Origin of the sequence: Streptococcus constellatus subsp. constellatus (assembly GCF_023167545.1) — a bacterium.
Classification (GTDB): domain Bacteria; phylum Bacillota; class Bacilli; order Lactobacillales; family Streptococcaceae; genus Streptococcus; species Streptococcus constellatus.
This window is the reverse complement of sequence record NZ_AP014647.1, coordinates 1295621-1312248: the sequence shown is the minus strand read 5'-3', so window position 1 is coordinate 1312248 and position 16628 is coordinate 1295621. Positions and strand designations below refer to the sequence as shown.

Genomic DNA, 16628 nt, shown 5'->3' with positions numbered 1-16628 from the left:
TAACTAATGAGAAATAAAATGAAAGCAATGGTGATTTATGAGCCAGGCGGTCCAGAGAAATTTGTTCTAGAAGAACGAGCTATCCCATCTGTAAAAGAAGGATGGACCTTAGTCAAAATCAAAGGTTTTGGTATCAATCATTCAGAAATTTTTACTCGGAAAGGTCTATCTCCAACTGTTCAATTCCCTCGTATTTTAGGAATTGAGTGTGTAGGACAAGTAGTTGAAACGACAAGGAGAGATTTGCAGGAAGGGTAAAAAATTGTTTCTATTATGGGCAAAATGGGACGTGCGTATGACGATTCTTATGCTGAATATGTATTACTTCCAAATGAGCAGATTTACCCTGTAGACAGTCAATTATCTTGGGCGGAATTAGCAGCAATACCGGAGACCTACTATACTGCTTTTGGCTCCTTCAAAAATATGCAGATAAAAGAGGGAGACTCAATCTTAGTCCGAGCTGCAACGAGTGGTGTTGGGTTAGCCTTTTTAAAGTTAGTAAAGGCGCAATTCCCACAGAATCGTGTAGTTGGTGCAGTTCGTTCTCTTGCTAAAAAAGATTTGCTTCAACAGCAAGGCTTTGATGAAATTATTTTAGATGAAAGAGGAGTTTTGCAAACTGAGGAAAAGTTTGATAAAATCCTTGAATTAGTCGGTCCGGCTACTCTAAAAAATTCATTTGACCATATTCAAAGTGCAGGAATTATCTGTAACACTGGTCAATTAGGTGGCAAATGGTATGTAGAGGAGTTTGATCCAATCGTAGAAATAAGAAACAATAGTTATTTGACTAGTTTTTATTCAGGAAATGTGCATCAGCAGCTTATTGATGAACTTTTTAGCTATATTGATGCTTATAAAATCAATGTATCTCCTCAACGAATCTTTTCGTTAGAGCAAATCCCAGCAGCCCATTCTTATATCGAAAGTCAAGCGGGATTTGGTAAAGTGGTTGTACTAAATAATTAACTATAAAAAAATTAAAAGTATGCAATTGCATGCTTTTTTGAATTGACAGATAGTATATCTACGCCTATAATGAAAATTAGTAAATTCTATAAATGAGGCGATACAGATGAAAAAAAGGATTGGCATTTTATTGTTAGCGAGTTTGTTGCTTTTGACAGCTTGTGGAGGAAAGAAAACAAATGTGGAAACGAAACAAGAAGGAAAAGCTGTATCTGCAAAAGTTAAATCCTCTGAGCAAACAAAGAAAAAAACAAAAGTTCATTATAATGGTTCTTATTATAGTGTAAAAGGGAAATATGATGAAATTGTTATCGCAAATAAACATTATCCATTATCTTCAGATTATAATCCCAGTGAAAATCCTACTGCTAAAGCAAAATTGCTGGAATTGATTGCTGCCATGCAAGGTGAGGGTTATCCTATCAGTCATCAATATAGCGGTTTTCGTAGCTATCAAATGCAAGTGACACTTTATCAAAATTATGTCAATAAAGATGGAAAAGAAGCAGCGGATCGTTATTCTGCTCGCCCTGGCTATAGTGAACACCAAACAGGCTTAGCTTTTGACTTGATTGGCACCGACGGAAATTTAGTGACAGAAAAAAAGGCTAGTCAATGGCTTTTGAAACATGCAGCCGAATATGGATTTGTTGTGCGTTATCTAAATGGAAAAGAGAATGAAACTGGATATATGCCAGAGCAATGGCATCTTCGTTATGTTGGAAAAGAAGCAAAAGCGATTGCAGATTCAAGGCTATCTTTAGAAGAATATTACGGTTTTACTGGGGGAGGTTATAAGGATTAAAACGTTTCAGCATTAGAAAAGTACAATAAGAAATGGTAGATAGGAGAAGAAAGAATAGTTCCTAAACACAAAGCTGATGCTTTAGCGACTGTTGTCTGTCTAGAAGGAAAGATTGATTTTACAGCATCTGGAGAAATAGTCCAACTTGTTCCCAGAAATTTTTTAATCATGGGATCCAATGAACCTCATAGTTTATAGGGTTTCAAAGATAGCCATATATTGATTATTCAACAATTAAAATACTGAATGCGAAGAAAGAGTAAAAACTTGGAAATCATAATGTAGTGGATTCCAAGTTTTTTGATTGTACTAAAAAACCTTTCCCAAAATGGAAAAGGCTTTATTTTCAACGTTTTTAAGATCGTTATGCGGTTTCTTATTTGAGACCGTATTTTTTGTTGAAACGATCCACACGTCCATCTGCTTGAGTGAATTTTTGACGTCCAGTATAGAATGGATGTGAGTCTGATGAAATTTCCACACGGATCAAAGGATAAGTGTTTCCATCTTCCCATTCAACAGTTTCGCTAGAATACTTAGTAGAACCACTAAGGAATTTGTAGCCAGTTGAAGTATCCATAAAGACAACAGGACGGTATTCAGGATGAATATCTTTTCTCATTTTTAAAAATTTCCTTTCTGCCATGGTCTCTCTGCGAGCCATAGATTCGTTACTTTGATAGTTTACCAAATTCTAGCGGATTTTACAAGTCTTTTCTACCAAATTATTTCCTTTTTGCCAATTCTTTCAATTCTTGATAAACTTCTTCGATTTCTTCTTTGGAGTAAGCATTGGCACCACTGGCAAGAGGATGACCGCCTCCGTCGTGTTTTTTAGCTACTTCATTAATCGGGATAAATTTACTCCGTAGTCGAACGCGGTAATTGCCATTTTCTTGCTCAACAAAAATTCCCCAAAGTTCAACACTGTCAATACGCCCTGGAGCTGAAACGATAGCGGAAGTATCAGCATCTGTTAAATGATTGGCTTTGAGAAGTTCCTGAGTTAAGATGACACGAGCTGCACCATTTTCATCAACTTCTAAATGGTCATAAACATAGCCTTGAAGTTTAGCAATTTGATAGCTGAAAGAGTCCATTTTTCGAGCCAAAGCAGCAAAATCAAAGGGATACTCGCGAAGTTTACTTGCGACAGCCATTGTGCGGGCAGTTGTGGCAGGATATAGGAAACGTCCTGTATCACCGACAATTCCAGCATAAAGCAATTTAGCAGAATAATCATCTAGTTTGAGTTTATTTTCCAATGCAAAGAGAGCAATTAACTCACTAGCACTACTAGAGCTAGTATCCACCCAAGAAATGTCTCCGTAAATGTCATCGTTTGGATGATGATCGATTTTGATGAGAAAATCTCCTTTGTTGTACCGTTCGTCATCAATCCGAGCAGTATTTGCTGTATCACAAACAATAACTAAAGCATGTTTGTAATCATCGTCTAAAACATCATCCATTTTGGCCAGCCAAGCAAGAGTAGGTTCAGTCTTTCCCGCTGCTTTAATCTTTTTCTCAGGAAAATTGACTTGAAGTAATTTTTTCAAACCGACTTGACTTCCTAATGCATCAGGATCGGGTCGCATGTGACGATGAATGATGATTGTATCATATTCTTTAATTTTATGTAAAATTTGTTTGAAAATTTCCATATTCTAACCTCCACTCTACCTTCTATTTATTGTATCATAAGGTAGCTATTTTAAAAAGTAAAAGTGAGGAGCAACCAACCTTCAAGAGGTTTCAAGTGCAACTATTTGTTCAATATGTTATAATAAATTGATAGAATTTTTTGGAGGAAATTATGGCGTTAGCAAAAATTGTATTTGCGAGTATGACAGGAAATACAGAAGAAATTGCAGATATTGTAGCTGATAAATTAAAAGAACTTGGTTTAGAAGTAGATATTGATGAATGCACAACGGTTGATGCAGAGGAATTTCTAGAAGCAGATATCGCAATCATTGCTTCTTACACATATGGTGACGGCGAGTTGCCTGATGAAATTGTTGATTTTTATGAAGATTTAGCTAGTCTTGACTTGACCGGAAAGATTTATGGTGTTGTCGGATCGGGCGATACATTCTATGATGAGTTTTGTAAGGCCGTAGATGACTTTGATCGTGCTTTTGCGGCAACAGGTGCTGAAAAAGGTGCTGAAAATGTCAAAGTCGATCTATCAGCAGAAGATGAAGATATTGAAAATCTGGAGAAATTCGCTGAAGCATTAGCCGAAAAAGTACGGTAATCATGTAAGAAGGCTGGGAAATTTTCCTAGTCTTTTTTAGCTTAATTTATTATATTTTAGGCATATATTCTGACATTTCTAATATAGAATAGTATAATAAGAGAAGATAATTTGTATCAATGGGAGGAATGAGATGACGAAAGTACGAGATTATGCTTTTGGATTTCATGACGATGTGAAGCCTTTGTTCTCGACTGGTAAGGGTCTGACAGAAGAGGTTGTTCGTGAAATTTCTGAAATTAAAAATGAACCGCAATGGATGCTGGATTATCGTTTGCGTTCTTTAGAATTGTTCCATAAGTTGCCCATGCCTGATTTTGGACCAGATTTATCCGGCATACGATTTGATGATATTATCTATTATCAAAAATTAAGTGGAGATCGGGCTAGAAGTTGGGATGAAGTGCCAGATGAAATAAAGAAAACCTTTGAGCGTTTGGGTATTCCTGAAGCAGAGCGCCAATTTTTGTCAGGAGCTGTTGCTCAATATGAATCTGAGGTAGTCTATCATAACATGAAAGAAGAATTTGCCAAGCAAGGCATTATCTTTACCGATACCGACACGGCAGTACAAGAATATCCGGATTTGGTGAAAAAATACTTTGGCACAGTCATTTCTAATGCAGAGCATAAGTTTTCCGCTTTAAACAGTGCAGTTTGGTCGGGTGGGACCTTTATCTATGTGCCAAAAAATGTTCAATGTCAGGTGCCGGTTCAGACATACTTTCGTATCAATGGAGAAAATGCTGGTCAATTTGAACGCTCGCTCATTATCGTAGAAGAGGGTGGCTCTATTCAATACATTGAGGGCTGCACAGCGCCGACTTATACGACCAATAGTCTTCATGCTGCAAATGTAGAAATTATTGTTAAAAAGGATGCTTTCTTCCGCTATACAACGATTCAAAATTGGTCGGACAATGTTTATAATCTGGTGACCGAGCGTGGAACGGTTGAAGAAGGCGGTACTCTGGAATGGATTGACGGAAATCTAGGCAGCAAGGTCAATATGAAATATCCTTGTAGCATTCTTAATGGTCGTAATGCAAGAACTTCGGTCCTTTCTATGTCCTTTGCTAATTATGGTCAGCATTTAGATGCAGGCTGTAAAGTTTATCACAATGCGCCAAAGACTTCTAGCACATTAATTTCTAAGTCTGTTGCAAAAGACGGAGGTAAGACAGATTATCGCGGTCAAGTCCGTTTTGGCAAGAATAGTGCTGGTTCAAAGTCTCACATTGAATGCGACACGATTCTTATGGATGGTGAATCCAGCTCAGATACCATTCCATTTAATGAAATTCACAATTCGAATGTTGCACTGGAACACGAAGCTAAGGTTTCTAAGGTTTCGGAGGATCAGCTTTATTATCTCATGAGCCGTGGCATTAGCGAAGAAGAAGCAACGGCTATGATTATCAATGGTTTCATGGAACCGATCACCAAAGAACTTCCAATGGAATACGCAGTGGAGCTCAACCAACTCATTAACATGAGTATGGAAGGCTCAGTAGGATAAAAATAAAAACAGTCGTAAGGCTGTTTTTTTGAAACAAGAGAAAGAAAAAAGCACCGAATCGGTGCACGCTTTTGCAAGCTTGAGTACGGACAAAGCCTTATTTTAACTTGCTGTGTTGTTTCGAATGATTCCAACAAGTTCATTATACAATAATTGTCTTTAAATGTAAACGTTTTTGTGTTAAAATAATAATATAATTAAAGCAATTTTAAAAAAGGAGTTTCTCTATGGGAAAGCCATATTCTATTGGCCTTGATATCGGCACAAATAGTGTTGGATGGGCTGTTGTTACAGATGATTACAAGGTTCCTGCTAAAAAGATGAAAGTCTTAGGAAATACTGATAAACAATCTATTAAGAAAAATTTATTAGGTGCTCTTTTATTTGATAGTGGTGAAACTGCAGAGGCGACACGCTTGAAACGGACGGCTAGGCGCCGTTATACTCGCCGAAAAAATCGTCTGCGTTATTTACAAGAAATTTTTACTGGGGAAATGAACAAGGTAGATGAAAATTTCTTTCAACGCTTGGATGATTCTTTTCTTGTAGATGAGGATAAAAGAGGGGAGCATCATCCAATTTTTGGAAATATTGCAGCAGAAGTAAAATATCATGATGATTTTCCAACAATCTATCACTTGAGAAGGCACCTAGCCGATACGTCCAAAAAAGCTGATTTGCGTTTGGTGTATTTGGCTTTGGCTCATATGATTAAATTCCGTGGTCACTTTCTCTATGAGGGCGATTTAAAAGCTGAAAATACAGATGTTCAAGCATTATTTAAGGATTTTGTAGAAGAATATGATAAGACTATTGAAGAAAGCCATTTATCAGAAATAACAGTTGATGCATTAAGTATCCTAACAGAAAAGGTTAGTAAGTCTAGCCGTTTAGAAAACCTTATTGCTCATTATCCAACTGAGAAGAAAAATACTTTATTTGGGAATCTTATTGCTTTGTCTTTGGATCTACATCCAAACTTTAAAACGAATTTCCAATTATCTGAAGATGCTAAGTTGCAATTTTCTAAAGATACATACGAAGAAGATTTGGAAGGGTTTCTTGGGGAAGTTGGAGATGAATATGCGGACCTGTTTGCATCCGCTAAAAATCTTTATGATGCTATATTGTTATCAGGGATTTTGACAGTAGATGATAACTCAACAAAAGCACCTTTGTCTGCTTCAATGGTTAAACGCTATGAGGAACATCAAAAAGATCTTAAAAAATTGAAAGATTTTATTAAAGTGAATGCTCCTGATCAGTATAATGCCATTTTCAAAGATAAAAACAAAAAAGGTTATGCGAGTTATATTGAAAGCGGTGTCAAACAAGATGAATTTTACAAATACTTAAAGGGAATTCTTTTAAAAATTAATGGAAGCGGTGATTTTCTTGATAAAATTGATCGTGAAGATTTTCTGAGAAAACAAAGAACATTTGATAATGGTTCCATTCCGCATCAAATCCATCTGCAAGAAATGCATGCTATCTTGCGACGCCAAGGTGAACACTATCCATTCTTGAAAGAAAATCAAGATAAGATTGAAAAAATCTTAACGTTTAGAATTCCTTACTATGTTGGTCCTTTGGCGCGAAAAGGCAGCCGCTTTGCCTGGGCAGAATATAAGGCGGATGAAAAAATTACGCCATGGAATTTTGATGATATTCTTGATAAAGAAAAATCAGCAGAAAAATTCATCACACGCATGACTTTAAATGATTTGTATTTACCTGAAGAAAAAGTCTTACCCAAACACAGTCCTCTATACGAAGCCTTTACCGTTTACAACGAGTTGACCAAAGTTAAGTATGTTAATGAACAGGGTGAAGCTAAATTCTTTGATACAAATATGAAACAAGAGATTTTTGATCATGTTTTTAAAGAAAATCGGAAAGTTACGAAAGATAAACTTTTAAATTATTTGAATAAAGAGTTTGAAGAATTTAGAATTGTTAACTTAACTGGACTGGATAAGGAAAATAAAGCCTTTAATTCCAGTCTTGGAACCTATCATGATTTGCGTAAGATTTTAGATAAATCATTCTTAGATGATAAAGCAAATGAAAAGACAATTGAGGATATTATTCAAACGCTAACTCTATTTGAAGATAGAGAAATGATTCGTCAGCGTCTTCAAAAGTATAGTGATATCTTTACTAAGGCTCAATTGAAAAAATTGGAACGCCGTCATTACACTGGTTGGGGACGCTTGTCATACAAGTTGATCAATGGTATCCGAAATAAAGAGAATAAGAAAACAATATTGGACTATCTAATCGATGATGGTTATGCTAATCGTAATTTTATGCAGTTGATTAATGATGATGCTCTTTCTTTTAAAGAAGAAATTGCTAGGGCACAAATCATTGATGATGTTGATGATATTGCAAATGTAGTGCATGACTTACCTGGAAGTCCTGCTATAAAGAAAGGGATTTTACAAAGTGTCAAAATCGTTGATGAATTAGTCAAAGTAATGGGGCATAACCCTGCTAATATTATCATAGAGATGGCGCGTGAAAATCAAACGACAGATAAGGGGCGTAGAAATTCTCAGCAACGTCTTAAATTATTACAAGATTCATTGAAGAATTTGGACAATCCTGTAAATATTAAGAATGTGGAAAATCAGCAACTTCAAAATGATCGATTATTCTTGTACTATATCCAAAATGGCAAGGATATGTATACAGGAGAAACTTTAGATATTAACAATCTAAGCCAATATGATATAGATCACATTATTCCGCAAGCCTTTATTAAGGATAATTCACTTGATAACCGTGTACTGACTCGTTCTGACAAAAACAGAGGTAAATCTGATGATGTACCAAGTATAGAAGTTGTTCATGAAATGAAGTCATTTTGGAGCAAACTTCTTTCAGTAAAACTGATTACACAACGCAAATTTGATAATTTAACCAAGGCAGAACGAGGTGGTTTGACTGAAGAGGATAAAGCAGGATTTATCAAGCGACAATTAGTTGAAACAAGACAAATCACAAAACATGTTGCACAAATTTTAGATGAGCGGTTTAATACAGAATTTGACGGGAATAAAAGACGTATTCGCAATGTAAAAATTATTACCTTGAAGTCTAATCTTGTATCAAATTTCCGTAAAGAATTTGAACTCTATAAAGTTCGTGAAATAAATGATTATCACCACGCTCATGATGCATATCTGAATGCCGTTGTTGGAAATGCTTTATTGCTCAAATACCCTCAGCTTGAACCAGAATTTGTTTATGGTGAATACCCTAAATACAATAGTTACCGTTCAAGAAAATCTGCTACTGAAAAATTTCTTTTTTATTCAAATATTCTTCGTTTCTTTAAAAAAGAAGACATCCAAACTAATGAGGATGGGGAGATTGCATGGAATAAAGAAAAACATATTAAAATCCTAAGAAAAGTCTTATCATACCCGCAAGTAAATATTGTGAAGAAGACAGAAGAGCAGACAGGAGGTTTTTCTAAAGAATCCATTCTTCCTAAGGGTGAATCTGATAAATTGATTCCGAGAAAGACAAAGAATAGTTATTGGGATCCGAAAAAATATGGTGGCTTTGACAGTCCGGTTGTGGCTTATTCTATTCTGGTATTTGCTGATGTGGAAAAAGGGAAATCAAAGAAGCTGAGGAAAGTCCAAGATATGGTAGGGATTACCATAATGGAAAAGAAGCGATTTGAGAAGAATCCAGTTGATTTTCTTGAACAAAGAGGTTATCGAAATGTTCGGTTGGAAAAAATTATAAAATTACCGAAATACAGTCTTTTTGAATTAGAAAATAAACGCAGAAGGTTGCTAGCTAGCGCAAAAGAGCTTCAAAAAGGAAATGAGTTAGTGATTCCTCAGCGCTTTACAACTTTACTTTACCATTCTTATCGAATTGAAAAAGATTATGAACCTGAACACAGAGAATATGTTGAGAAACATAAAGATGAATTCAAGGAGCTTCTTGAATATATATCAGTATTCTCAAGAAAGTATGTGTTGGCGGATAACAACTTAACAAAAATCGAGATGCTTTTTTCTAAAAATAAAGATGCAGAAGTATCAAGTTTGGCTAAATCTTTTATCAGTTTATTGACATTTACAGCATTTGGGGCGCCAGCAGCTTTTAACTTTTTTGGTGAGAACATTGATCGTAAAAGGTATACTTCCGTTACAGAATGTTTAAATGCTACCCTCATCCACCAATCAATTACGGGTCTTTATGAAACACGGATTGACTTGAGCAAGTTAGGAGAAGATTGATGGGATGGAGAACAGTTGTTGTAAATACACATTCAAAACTTTCCTACAAGAATAACCACTTGATCTTCAAGGATGCCTCTCGGACAGAGTTGATTCATCTGTCCGAGGTGGATATCTTGTTGTTGGAGACAACTGATATTGTGCTGTCAACCATGCTGATTAAGCGGCTGGTTGATGAGAATATTTTAGTTATTTTTTGTGATGATAAGCGTTTGCCGACAGCCATGCTGATGCCCTACTATGCACGTCACGATTCCAGTTTGCAGCTGAGTAATCAAATCACTTGGTCAGAAGATGTCAAAGCAGAAGTCTGGACGACAATCATTGCACAGAAGATTCTGAATCAAGCGATGTACCTTGGAGATTGTGGCTTCTTTGAAAAATCACAGTCTGTCATTGATTTGTATAATGGATTGGAGCTGTTTGATCCTAGTAACCGCGAAGGACACGCAGCTCGGATTTACTTTAATACATTATTTGGAAATGATTTTTCAAGGGAACAAGATAATGATATTAATGCTGCTCTTGATTACGGCTACACCTTGATACTAAGTATGTTTGCTCGGGAAGTAGTAGTTTGTGGATGTATGACTCAGTTTGGGCTGAAGCATGCCAATCAGTTTAACCAATTTAATCTGGCAAGTGATATAATGGAGCCGTTTCGTCCAATTATTGACAGAATTATTTATGAAAACAGGAACGATGACTTTGTGAAAATTAAGAGAGAGTTGTTTACTATTTTTTCTGATACTTTTCTCTATAATGGAAAAGAAATGTATTTATCTAACATCATCAGTGATTACACCAAAAAAGTGATAAAGACATTGAATCAAATGGGGAAAGGAGTTCCTGAATTTAGGATATGAGTTATCGATATATGCGAATGATTTTAATGTTTGATATGCCGGTTGAGACTGCAGAGGAGCGTAAAGCTTATCGAAAATTTAGGAAATTCTTGATGAATGAAGGGTTCATCATGCATCAGTTTTCGGTATACAGTAAATTGCTTTTGAATAATTCTGCCAATAATGCCATGCTTGAGCGGTTAAAAGTTAATAATCCTAAGAAGGGAAGTATCACCCTTTTAACGGTAACAGAAAAGCAATTTTCTCGCATGATCTACTTGAATGGAGAAAGGGATACCAGTATTGCCAATTCAGATGCAAGGTTGGTATTTCTAGGAGAGGATTTTACAGATGAAAATTAATTTTCCGATTCTGGACGAACCGATTGAAATTAAACAGGCTACTTTCCTTATTCTAGAGGAACAGCTGATATTTTCCGATGTTGTCAAACACCTATATCACTATTCGGAAGAAGATGAGTTAAAATTATTTGATAACAAGATGAAATCCTTGAAAGAATCCGAGTTATTGCTTATTACAGATATTTTAGGCTACAATATTAACTCACCGGCAATGTTAAAACTGATTCGTGCAGATTTGGAAAAACAGTTGAATGAAAAGCCTGAAGTGAAATCTATGTTAGAAAAATTAGTTGCAACTATTACAGAACTAATTGCTTTTGAATGTTTAGAAAACGAGCTGGATTTAGAGTATGATGAAATAACAATTTTGGAATTGATTGATGCTTTAGGTGTAAAAATTGAAACACTGAGTGATACTGTTTTTGAGAAAAGTTTAGAGGTTGTTCAGGTGTTTAAATATCTTTCTAAAAAGAAACTGCTTGTCTTTGTGAATGTGTCATGTTATCTGTCTGAACATAAACTAGCTAAATTGGTGGAATATATTCAACTTCATAATATAAATGTACTGTTTGTTGAACCAAGAAAAGTATACGACTTCCCTCAATATGTAGTGGATGAGGACTATTTCTTATCTTGTGAGAATATGGTATAATATTAACAAATATAAGGAATCGTTCGAGCTGAAGTCTAGCTGGGACGAATGGCGCGATTATGAAATTTCGAGACAAAAATTGGTCCACGAGGTTTTAGAGCTGTGCTGTTTCGAATGGTTCCAAAACAAATGTAATATCGCTACTACAAATGACTGTGTTTTAGAGCTGTGCTGTTTCGAATGGTTCCAAAACCTTTGATTACATTTTGAAGGCGCAAAATAAGTTTTAGAGCTGTGCTGTTTCGAATGGTTCCAAAACTGCTCTATATCTTGAGCAAGCCGGATGACTGTTTTAGAGCTGTGCTGTTTCGAATGGTTCCAAAACTTCATGTTGATAATTACTTCGACGATGTTTGTTTTAGAGCTGTGCTGTTTCGAATGGTTCCAAAACTAAAACGAAACCATGCAAATATCCTTATTCGTTTTAGAGCTGTGCTGTTTCGAATGGTTCCAAAACAGCAAGTCTTGCCAACCATTGGCTACCCTAGTTTTAGAGCTGTGCTGTTTCGAATGGTTCCAAAACGGTTGGATGTGGACTTGGTCAATGGACTGGGTTTTAGAGCTGTGCTGTTTCGAATGGTTCCAAAACAACATTGCAAGAAATCTTAAAAGAGATGACGTTTTAGAGCTGTGCTGTTTCGAATGGTTCCAAAACTGGTGATGGCTCTGGAGCTAAGTCACGCTTGTTTTAGAGCTGTGCTGTTTCGAATGGTTCCAAAACTTCAGTAAATGAAGATTCTATAAAATCTTCGTTTTAGAGCTGTGCTGTTTCGAATGGTTCCAAAACCTTACGTAGACGGTATTTCTTCGCATTTATGTTTTAGAGCTGTGCTGTTTCGAATGGTTCCAAAACAAAGCTCCAGCAATGATTGTCTTTCACGCTGTTTTAGAGCTGTGCTGTTTCGAATGGTTCCAAAACATTTATCGTTATCGGTATGATAGCAGGCTAGTTTTAGAGCTGTGCTGTTTCGAATGGTTCCAAAACCGTCCTGTGCAACTCTATGCTCTTAACTGAGTTTTAGAGCTGTGCTGTTTCGAATGGTTCCAAAACTGGTGGTAAAGGAAAATCTTCATCTTTTCGGTTTTAGAGCTGTGCTGTTTCGAATGGTTCCAAAACATGAAACATCACTAGCATCTGGCGGTACAAGTTTTAGAGCTGTGCTGTTTCGAATGCTTCCAAAACTAACCTATTCTTTTCTTCCAAATTCCCAAAATTCCCAAAAATTCAGACACAAACCATCTGATTGTAAAGCTTGCAAATTTTTTTAATCGTGCTATAATATTTCTTAGAGACATACCGCTGGTTGGAATTTTTTAGAGAGCGCGTGGGGCTGGAAAGCGTGTAGAGGAAGGCAGTTGGGACTACTCTAAAGTAACTTTTATGCAAACATAAAACGGTGGCTACGTTAGAGCCAATCAGAGGTGTCAACAGTTTTTGTTGTACATAAATGAAGGTGGAACCACGTTGCGACGTCCTTTTATGGATGCCGCTTTTTATTTTGTCAGAAGGAGGAAGAATGATGCTTTATATGATTGGCGGATCGCCTTGCAGCGGGAAGTCAACAATTGCTTCACTTCTTGCTAGACAGTATCAGCTGCTTCATATCAAGCTGGATAATTTGGTGGACGAGATGATGAGTCAAGCAAGTGTAGATTCACAGCCGATTTGCCTTCTTAGACAGGACAGAAATCCGGAACAAATCTGGATGAGAAATCCAGAAGAGATGGCAGATGAAGAATGGCGCTTTTATGAAGAGATTTTTCCTTATGTAAAATCTTACTTGATAAAAAATCAAGATAGACCACTCTTGGTGGAGGGGGCAGGACTTTTGCCTCACTTGGTAAAGGAGCTTGAATGGCCAGCGACTTCCTATCTATGCGTGACTCCGACAGCTGATTTTCAGAAAAAGCACTATAGACAGAGAGAATGGGTTCCTTATGTCTTAGAGGGAACAACCAATCCTGAGCAAGCTTTTGAAAACTGGATGCAGCGAGACATTCTTTTTGCCCAAATGGTTCGGAAGGAAGCAATGAAATTAGGCTATCCTAGCCTCATAGCAGATGGTAGTCAATCAGAAAAGCAGACTGTGGAAGAGGTTGCTCGGCTCTTAAAATTGTCCAATATAAATAGAATAGATATTAAAAGGAGAACATTATGATTAAGATTACTTTTCCAGATGGCGCTGTGCGTGAATTCGAATCTGGCGTAACAACTTTTGAAATTGCTCAATCTATCAGCAATTCTCTTGCTAAGAAAGCCTTGGCTGGCAAATTCAACGGCAAACTCATTGATACCACTCGTGCCATTACAGAAGATGGATTGATTGAGATTGTAACGACTGACCATGAAGATGCCTTACCAATTTTACGCCATTCAGCGGCTCACCTCTTTGCTCAAGCGGCGCGTCGTCTCTTCCCAGAGATTCACTTAGGAGTTGGTCCAGCTATTCAGGACGGTTTCTACTACGATACGGACAATACAGCTGGTCAAATCTCTAACGAAGACCTGCCTCGTATCGAAGAAGAAATGAAGAAGATTGTCAAGGAAAATTTTCCGTCAATCCGCGAAGAAGTGACAAAGGATGAAGCACGAAAAATTTTCAAAAACGATCCTTACAAGTTAGAATTGATTGAGGAGCATTCAGAAGACGAAGGAGGTCTTACAATTTACCGTCAAGGTGAATATGTGGATCTCTGCCGTGGACCTCATGTACCGTCAACTGGGCGTATTCAAATTTTCCATTTGCTCAATGTAGCAGGTGCTTACTGGCGTGGGAACAGTGACAATGCTATGATGCAACGGATTTATGGAACAGCTTGGTTTGATAAGAAAGACCTAAAAAACTATCTTCAAATGCGTGAAGAAGCCAAGGAACGTGATCACCGTAAGCTCGGTAAAGAGCTTGATCTTTTCATGATTTCTCCTGAGGTTGGGCAAGGTCTTCCATTTTGGCTTCCAGACGGTGCGACTATTCGTCGTATCGTAGAACGCTATATTACAGACCGTGAGGTTAATGATGGTTACCAACATGTTTATACTCCACCGCTTGCAAGTGTAGAATTATACAAGACTTCTGGTCACTGGGAACATTACCAAGAAGATATGTTTCCACCGATGGATATGGGAGACGGTGAACAATTTGTTCTTCGTCCGATGAATTGCCCACACCATATTGAGGTTTATAAAAACCATGTTCATTCTTATCGTGAGTTACCTATTCGTATTGCGGAACTTGGTATGATGCATCGCTTTGAAAAATCAGGTGCACTTTCAGGACTCCAACGTGTTCGTGAAATGACCCTAAACGATTCTCACTTATTTGTCATGCCAGAGCAAATTCAAGAAGAATTTAAACATGTGCTGGATTTGATGATTGACGTTTACAAAGACTTCAATATTACAGACTATCGTTTCCGTCTGTCTTATCGTGATCCGAATGACAAACATAAATATTTTGATAATGATGAAATGTGGGAAAATGCTCAACGTATGTTAAAAGGAGCAATGGATGATTTAGGTTTGGACTACTTTGAGGCAGAAGGCGAAGCTGCTTTCTATGGTCCTAAGTTGGATGTCCAAGTAAAAACAGCTCTTGGAAATGAAGAAACTCTTTCCACAATTCAATTGGATTTTTTGTTACCAGAACGTTTTGATCTCCATTATATCGGAGCAGACGGTGAAGAGCATCGTCCAGTCATGATTCACCGTGGTATTGTGTCTACGATGGAACGCTTTATTGCTTACTTGATTGAAACTTACAAAGGTGCGTTCCCAACTTGGCTGGCACCTCATCAAGTGACGGTCATTCCAATTTCTAATGAAGCGCATGCTGATTACGCTTGGAAGGTAGCGAAAGAACTACGAAATCATGGTGTTCGTGTGGACGTTGATGAACGCAATGAAAAAATGCAATACAAGATTCGTCAAAGTCAGACTCATAAAGTTCCTTATCAATTGATTGTTGGAGATAAAGAGCAAGCAGATGGTACGGTGAATGTTCGTCGTTATGGAAGCAAACAAACGCATACAGAAGCAGTTGATGAATTTGTAAATCATATTGTAGCTGATATTGCTAGAAAATCACGCATAGATGATAAGGACAACTAAGCTAAAAAGTAGATGATAGGTTGCAATGATGACATGACTGGTTATAAAGATATGCAATAGAACATCATAGCCTGTATGCTGTCGTCTCATTTTACAACCTTTCAATTTCTGAGCTTTAGAAAAAATGTATATCAAAAACTCTATTTCTAATTGAGGAAATCCCTTTTATAGAAATAGAGTTTTTTAGTTTACAATCGCCAAGCATCGTAATTAAAGGTTTGTAAAATCATATTCGTCATTTCTTCAGGCGTTTCTTTAGTGCCGCTTGAAATCCAGAGTGAGATAATGCCCTCTATGCTAGATAGAAAAACTTCAAGTGCATATTTTTCAGAAATGGGGAAATTTTCTTTTAAAAAGTGTTCGGTTTGAACTTTGTGCTGATCGTTCGTTAAAATACTAAGCATAAATTCACGGATTGTTTCACGGAAATTGAGGTAATGACTTTGAGAAACAGCATAAATCAGGTCATGGTTTTGTTGGAGATAGCTTAGATTGGTAATGATTAGGTCACGTGTGTTTGTAGTTTCTTCAAAATTTTTACGTAATTGGATAATAATTTCTTCTTTAAGTGTTTCAATTAGGTCGAATTTATCAAGATAATGAAGGTAGAAAGTTCCACGGTTGATACCTGCTCGTTGACAGAGTTTACTAACGGAAATTGTTTCAAATTTTTCTTCTAACAAGAGCTGAATGAGGGCTTCTCTGATATGCTGCTTGGTTGCTGTTTGTCGATTTTGTACCATAATACTCCTTAAATGAACACTCTGTTGATAATTGATGATTGCCTTTATGTTAAGTCTATTTTATAATAAAGATAGGATTCAATCAACAGCTTGTTTA

12 protein-coding genes, 2 pseudogenes and 1 CRISPR repeat array are annotated in these 16628 nt (G+C 36.8%); of the genes and pseudogenes, 11 read left to right on the top strand and 3 right to left on the bottom strand.

Going from position 1 to position 16628, the window contains the following annotated elements:
• Nucleotides 1-6 precede the first annotated feature (6 nt).
• From SCSC_RS06345 to SCSC_RS09530, 3 genes and pseudogenes are all read left to right on the top strand, one after another.
• A pseudogene (locus tag SCSC_RS06345) lies at nucleotides 7-972 on the top strand (zinc-binding dehydrogenase).
• A gap of 106 nt (nucleotides 973-1078) precedes the next feature.
• Complete coding sequence (gene ldcB, locus SCSC_RS06340) at nucleotides 1079-1777, top strand: LD-carboxypeptidase LdcB/DacB (RefSeq protein WP_006269697.1); 699 nt, start codon at nucleotides 1079-1081, stop codon at nucleotides 1775-1777.
• A 57-nt stretch (nucleotides 1778-1834) separates the two neighbouring features.
• Nucleotides 1835-1975: pseudogene (locus SCSC_RS09530) on the top strand (cupin domain-containing protein); the annotation flags it as partial.
• Between the two features lie 178 nt (nucleotides 1976-2153).
• On the opposite strand, the gene SCSC_RS06330 reads toward SCSC_RS09530, so the two are convergent.
• Together SCSC_RS06330 and SCSC_RS06325 are read right to left on the bottom strand one after the other, a co-directional pair.
• On the bottom strand, nucleotides 2154-2399 hold the full coding sequence (locus SCSC_RS06330) for a type B 50S ribosomal protein L31 (RefSeq protein ID WP_003023866.1): 246 nt from the start codon (nucleotides 2397-2399) through the stop codon (nucleotides 2154-2156).
• A gap of 103 nt (nucleotides 2400-2502) precedes the next feature.
• On the bottom strand, nucleotides 2503-3441 hold the full coding sequence (locus SCSC_RS06325; protein WP_006269691.1) for a DHH family phosphoesterase: 939 nt from the start codon (nucleotides 3439-3441) through the stop codon (nucleotides 2503-2505).
• 152 nt (nucleotides 3442-3593) lie between these two features.
• Here SCSC_RS06325 and SCSC_RS06320 point away from each other — a divergent pair, with 152 nt between their 5' ends.
• From SCSC_RS06320 to thrS, 8 genes are all read left to right on the top strand, one after another.
• Nucleotides 3594-4037 (top strand): flavodoxin, encoded by a 444-nt coding sequence (locus SCSC_RS06320; protein ID WP_003023869.1) that lies wholly within the window; start codon nucleotides 3594-3596, stop codon nucleotides 4035-4037.
• A gap of 133 nt (nucleotides 4038-4170) precedes the next feature.
• Nucleotides 4171-5556, top strand: a complete 1386-nt coding sequence (gene sufB / locus SCSC_RS06315) for a Fe-S cluster assembly protein SufB (RefSeq protein WP_003036119.1) — start codon at nucleotides 4171-4173, stop codon at nucleotides 5554-5556.
• A 227-nt stretch (nucleotides 5557-5783) separates the two neighbouring features.
• Nucleotides 5784-9821, top strand: a complete 4038-nt coding sequence (gene cas9 / locus SCSC_RS06310) for a type II CRISPR RNA-guided endonuclease Cas9 (RefSeq protein WP_006269658.1) — start codon at nucleotides 5784-5786, stop codon at nucleotides 9819-9821.
• Nucleotides 9818-10687 carry a type II CRISPR-associated endonuclease Cas1 gene (gene cas1 / locus SCSC_RS06305; protein WP_172459562.1) on the top strand — a complete coding sequence of 290 codons (870 nt, stop codon included), beginning with the start codon at nucleotides 9818-9820 and terminating at the stop codon, nucleotides 10685-10687. Before cas9 ends, cas1 begins: the two co-directional genes overlap by 4 nt.
• The gene (gene cas2 / locus SCSC_RS06300) at nucleotides 10684-11028 is read left to right on the top strand and encodes a CRISPR-associated endonuclease Cas2 (protein WP_003030000.1); all 345 of its coding nucleotides are present in this window, start codon (nucleotides 10684-10686) and stop codon (nucleotides 11026-11028) included. The genes cas1 and cas2 overlap by 4 nt, the downstream gene beginning before the upstream one ends.
• A complete protein-coding gene (gene csn2, locus SCSC_RS06295) occupies nucleotides 11018-11680 on the top strand; it encodes a type II-A CRISPR-associated protein Csn2 (protein ID WP_006269668.1) in 663 nt (220 codons plus the stop codon). Before cas2 ends, csn2 begins: the two co-directional genes overlap by 11 nt.
• Before the next feature lie 91 nt (nucleotides 11681-11771).
• Nucleotides 11772-12863: direct repeats of the CRISPR family, unit length 36 nt; unit sequence GTTTTAGAGCTGTGCTGTTTCGAATGGTTCCAAAAC.
• A gap of 334 nt (nucleotides 12864-13197) precedes the next feature.
• Nucleotides 13198-13839 (top strand): adenylate kinase family protein, encoded by a 642-nt coding sequence (locus SCSC_RS06290; RefSeq protein ID WP_006269613.1) that lies wholly within the window; start codon nucleotides 13198-13200, stop codon nucleotides 13837-13839.
• Entirely contained in the window at nucleotides 13836-15788 is a 1953-nt protein-coding gene (thrS, locus tag SCSC_RS06285) for a threonine--tRNA ligase (RefSeq protein ID WP_006269602.1), read from the top strand. The genes SCSC_RS06290 and thrS overlap by 4 nt, the downstream gene beginning before the upstream one ends.
• A gap of 188 nt (nucleotides 15789-15976) precedes the next feature.
• Here the strand turns inward: thrS and SCSC_RS06280 are convergent, their stop codons facing one another.
• Nucleotides 15977-16531 (bottom strand): TetR/AcrR family transcriptional regulator, encoded by a 555-nt coding sequence (locus SCSC_RS06280; RefSeq protein WP_006269618.1) that lies wholly within the window; start codon nucleotides 16529-16531, stop codon nucleotides 15977-15979.
• Between the last annotated feature and the right edge of the window lie 97 nt (nucleotides 16532-16628).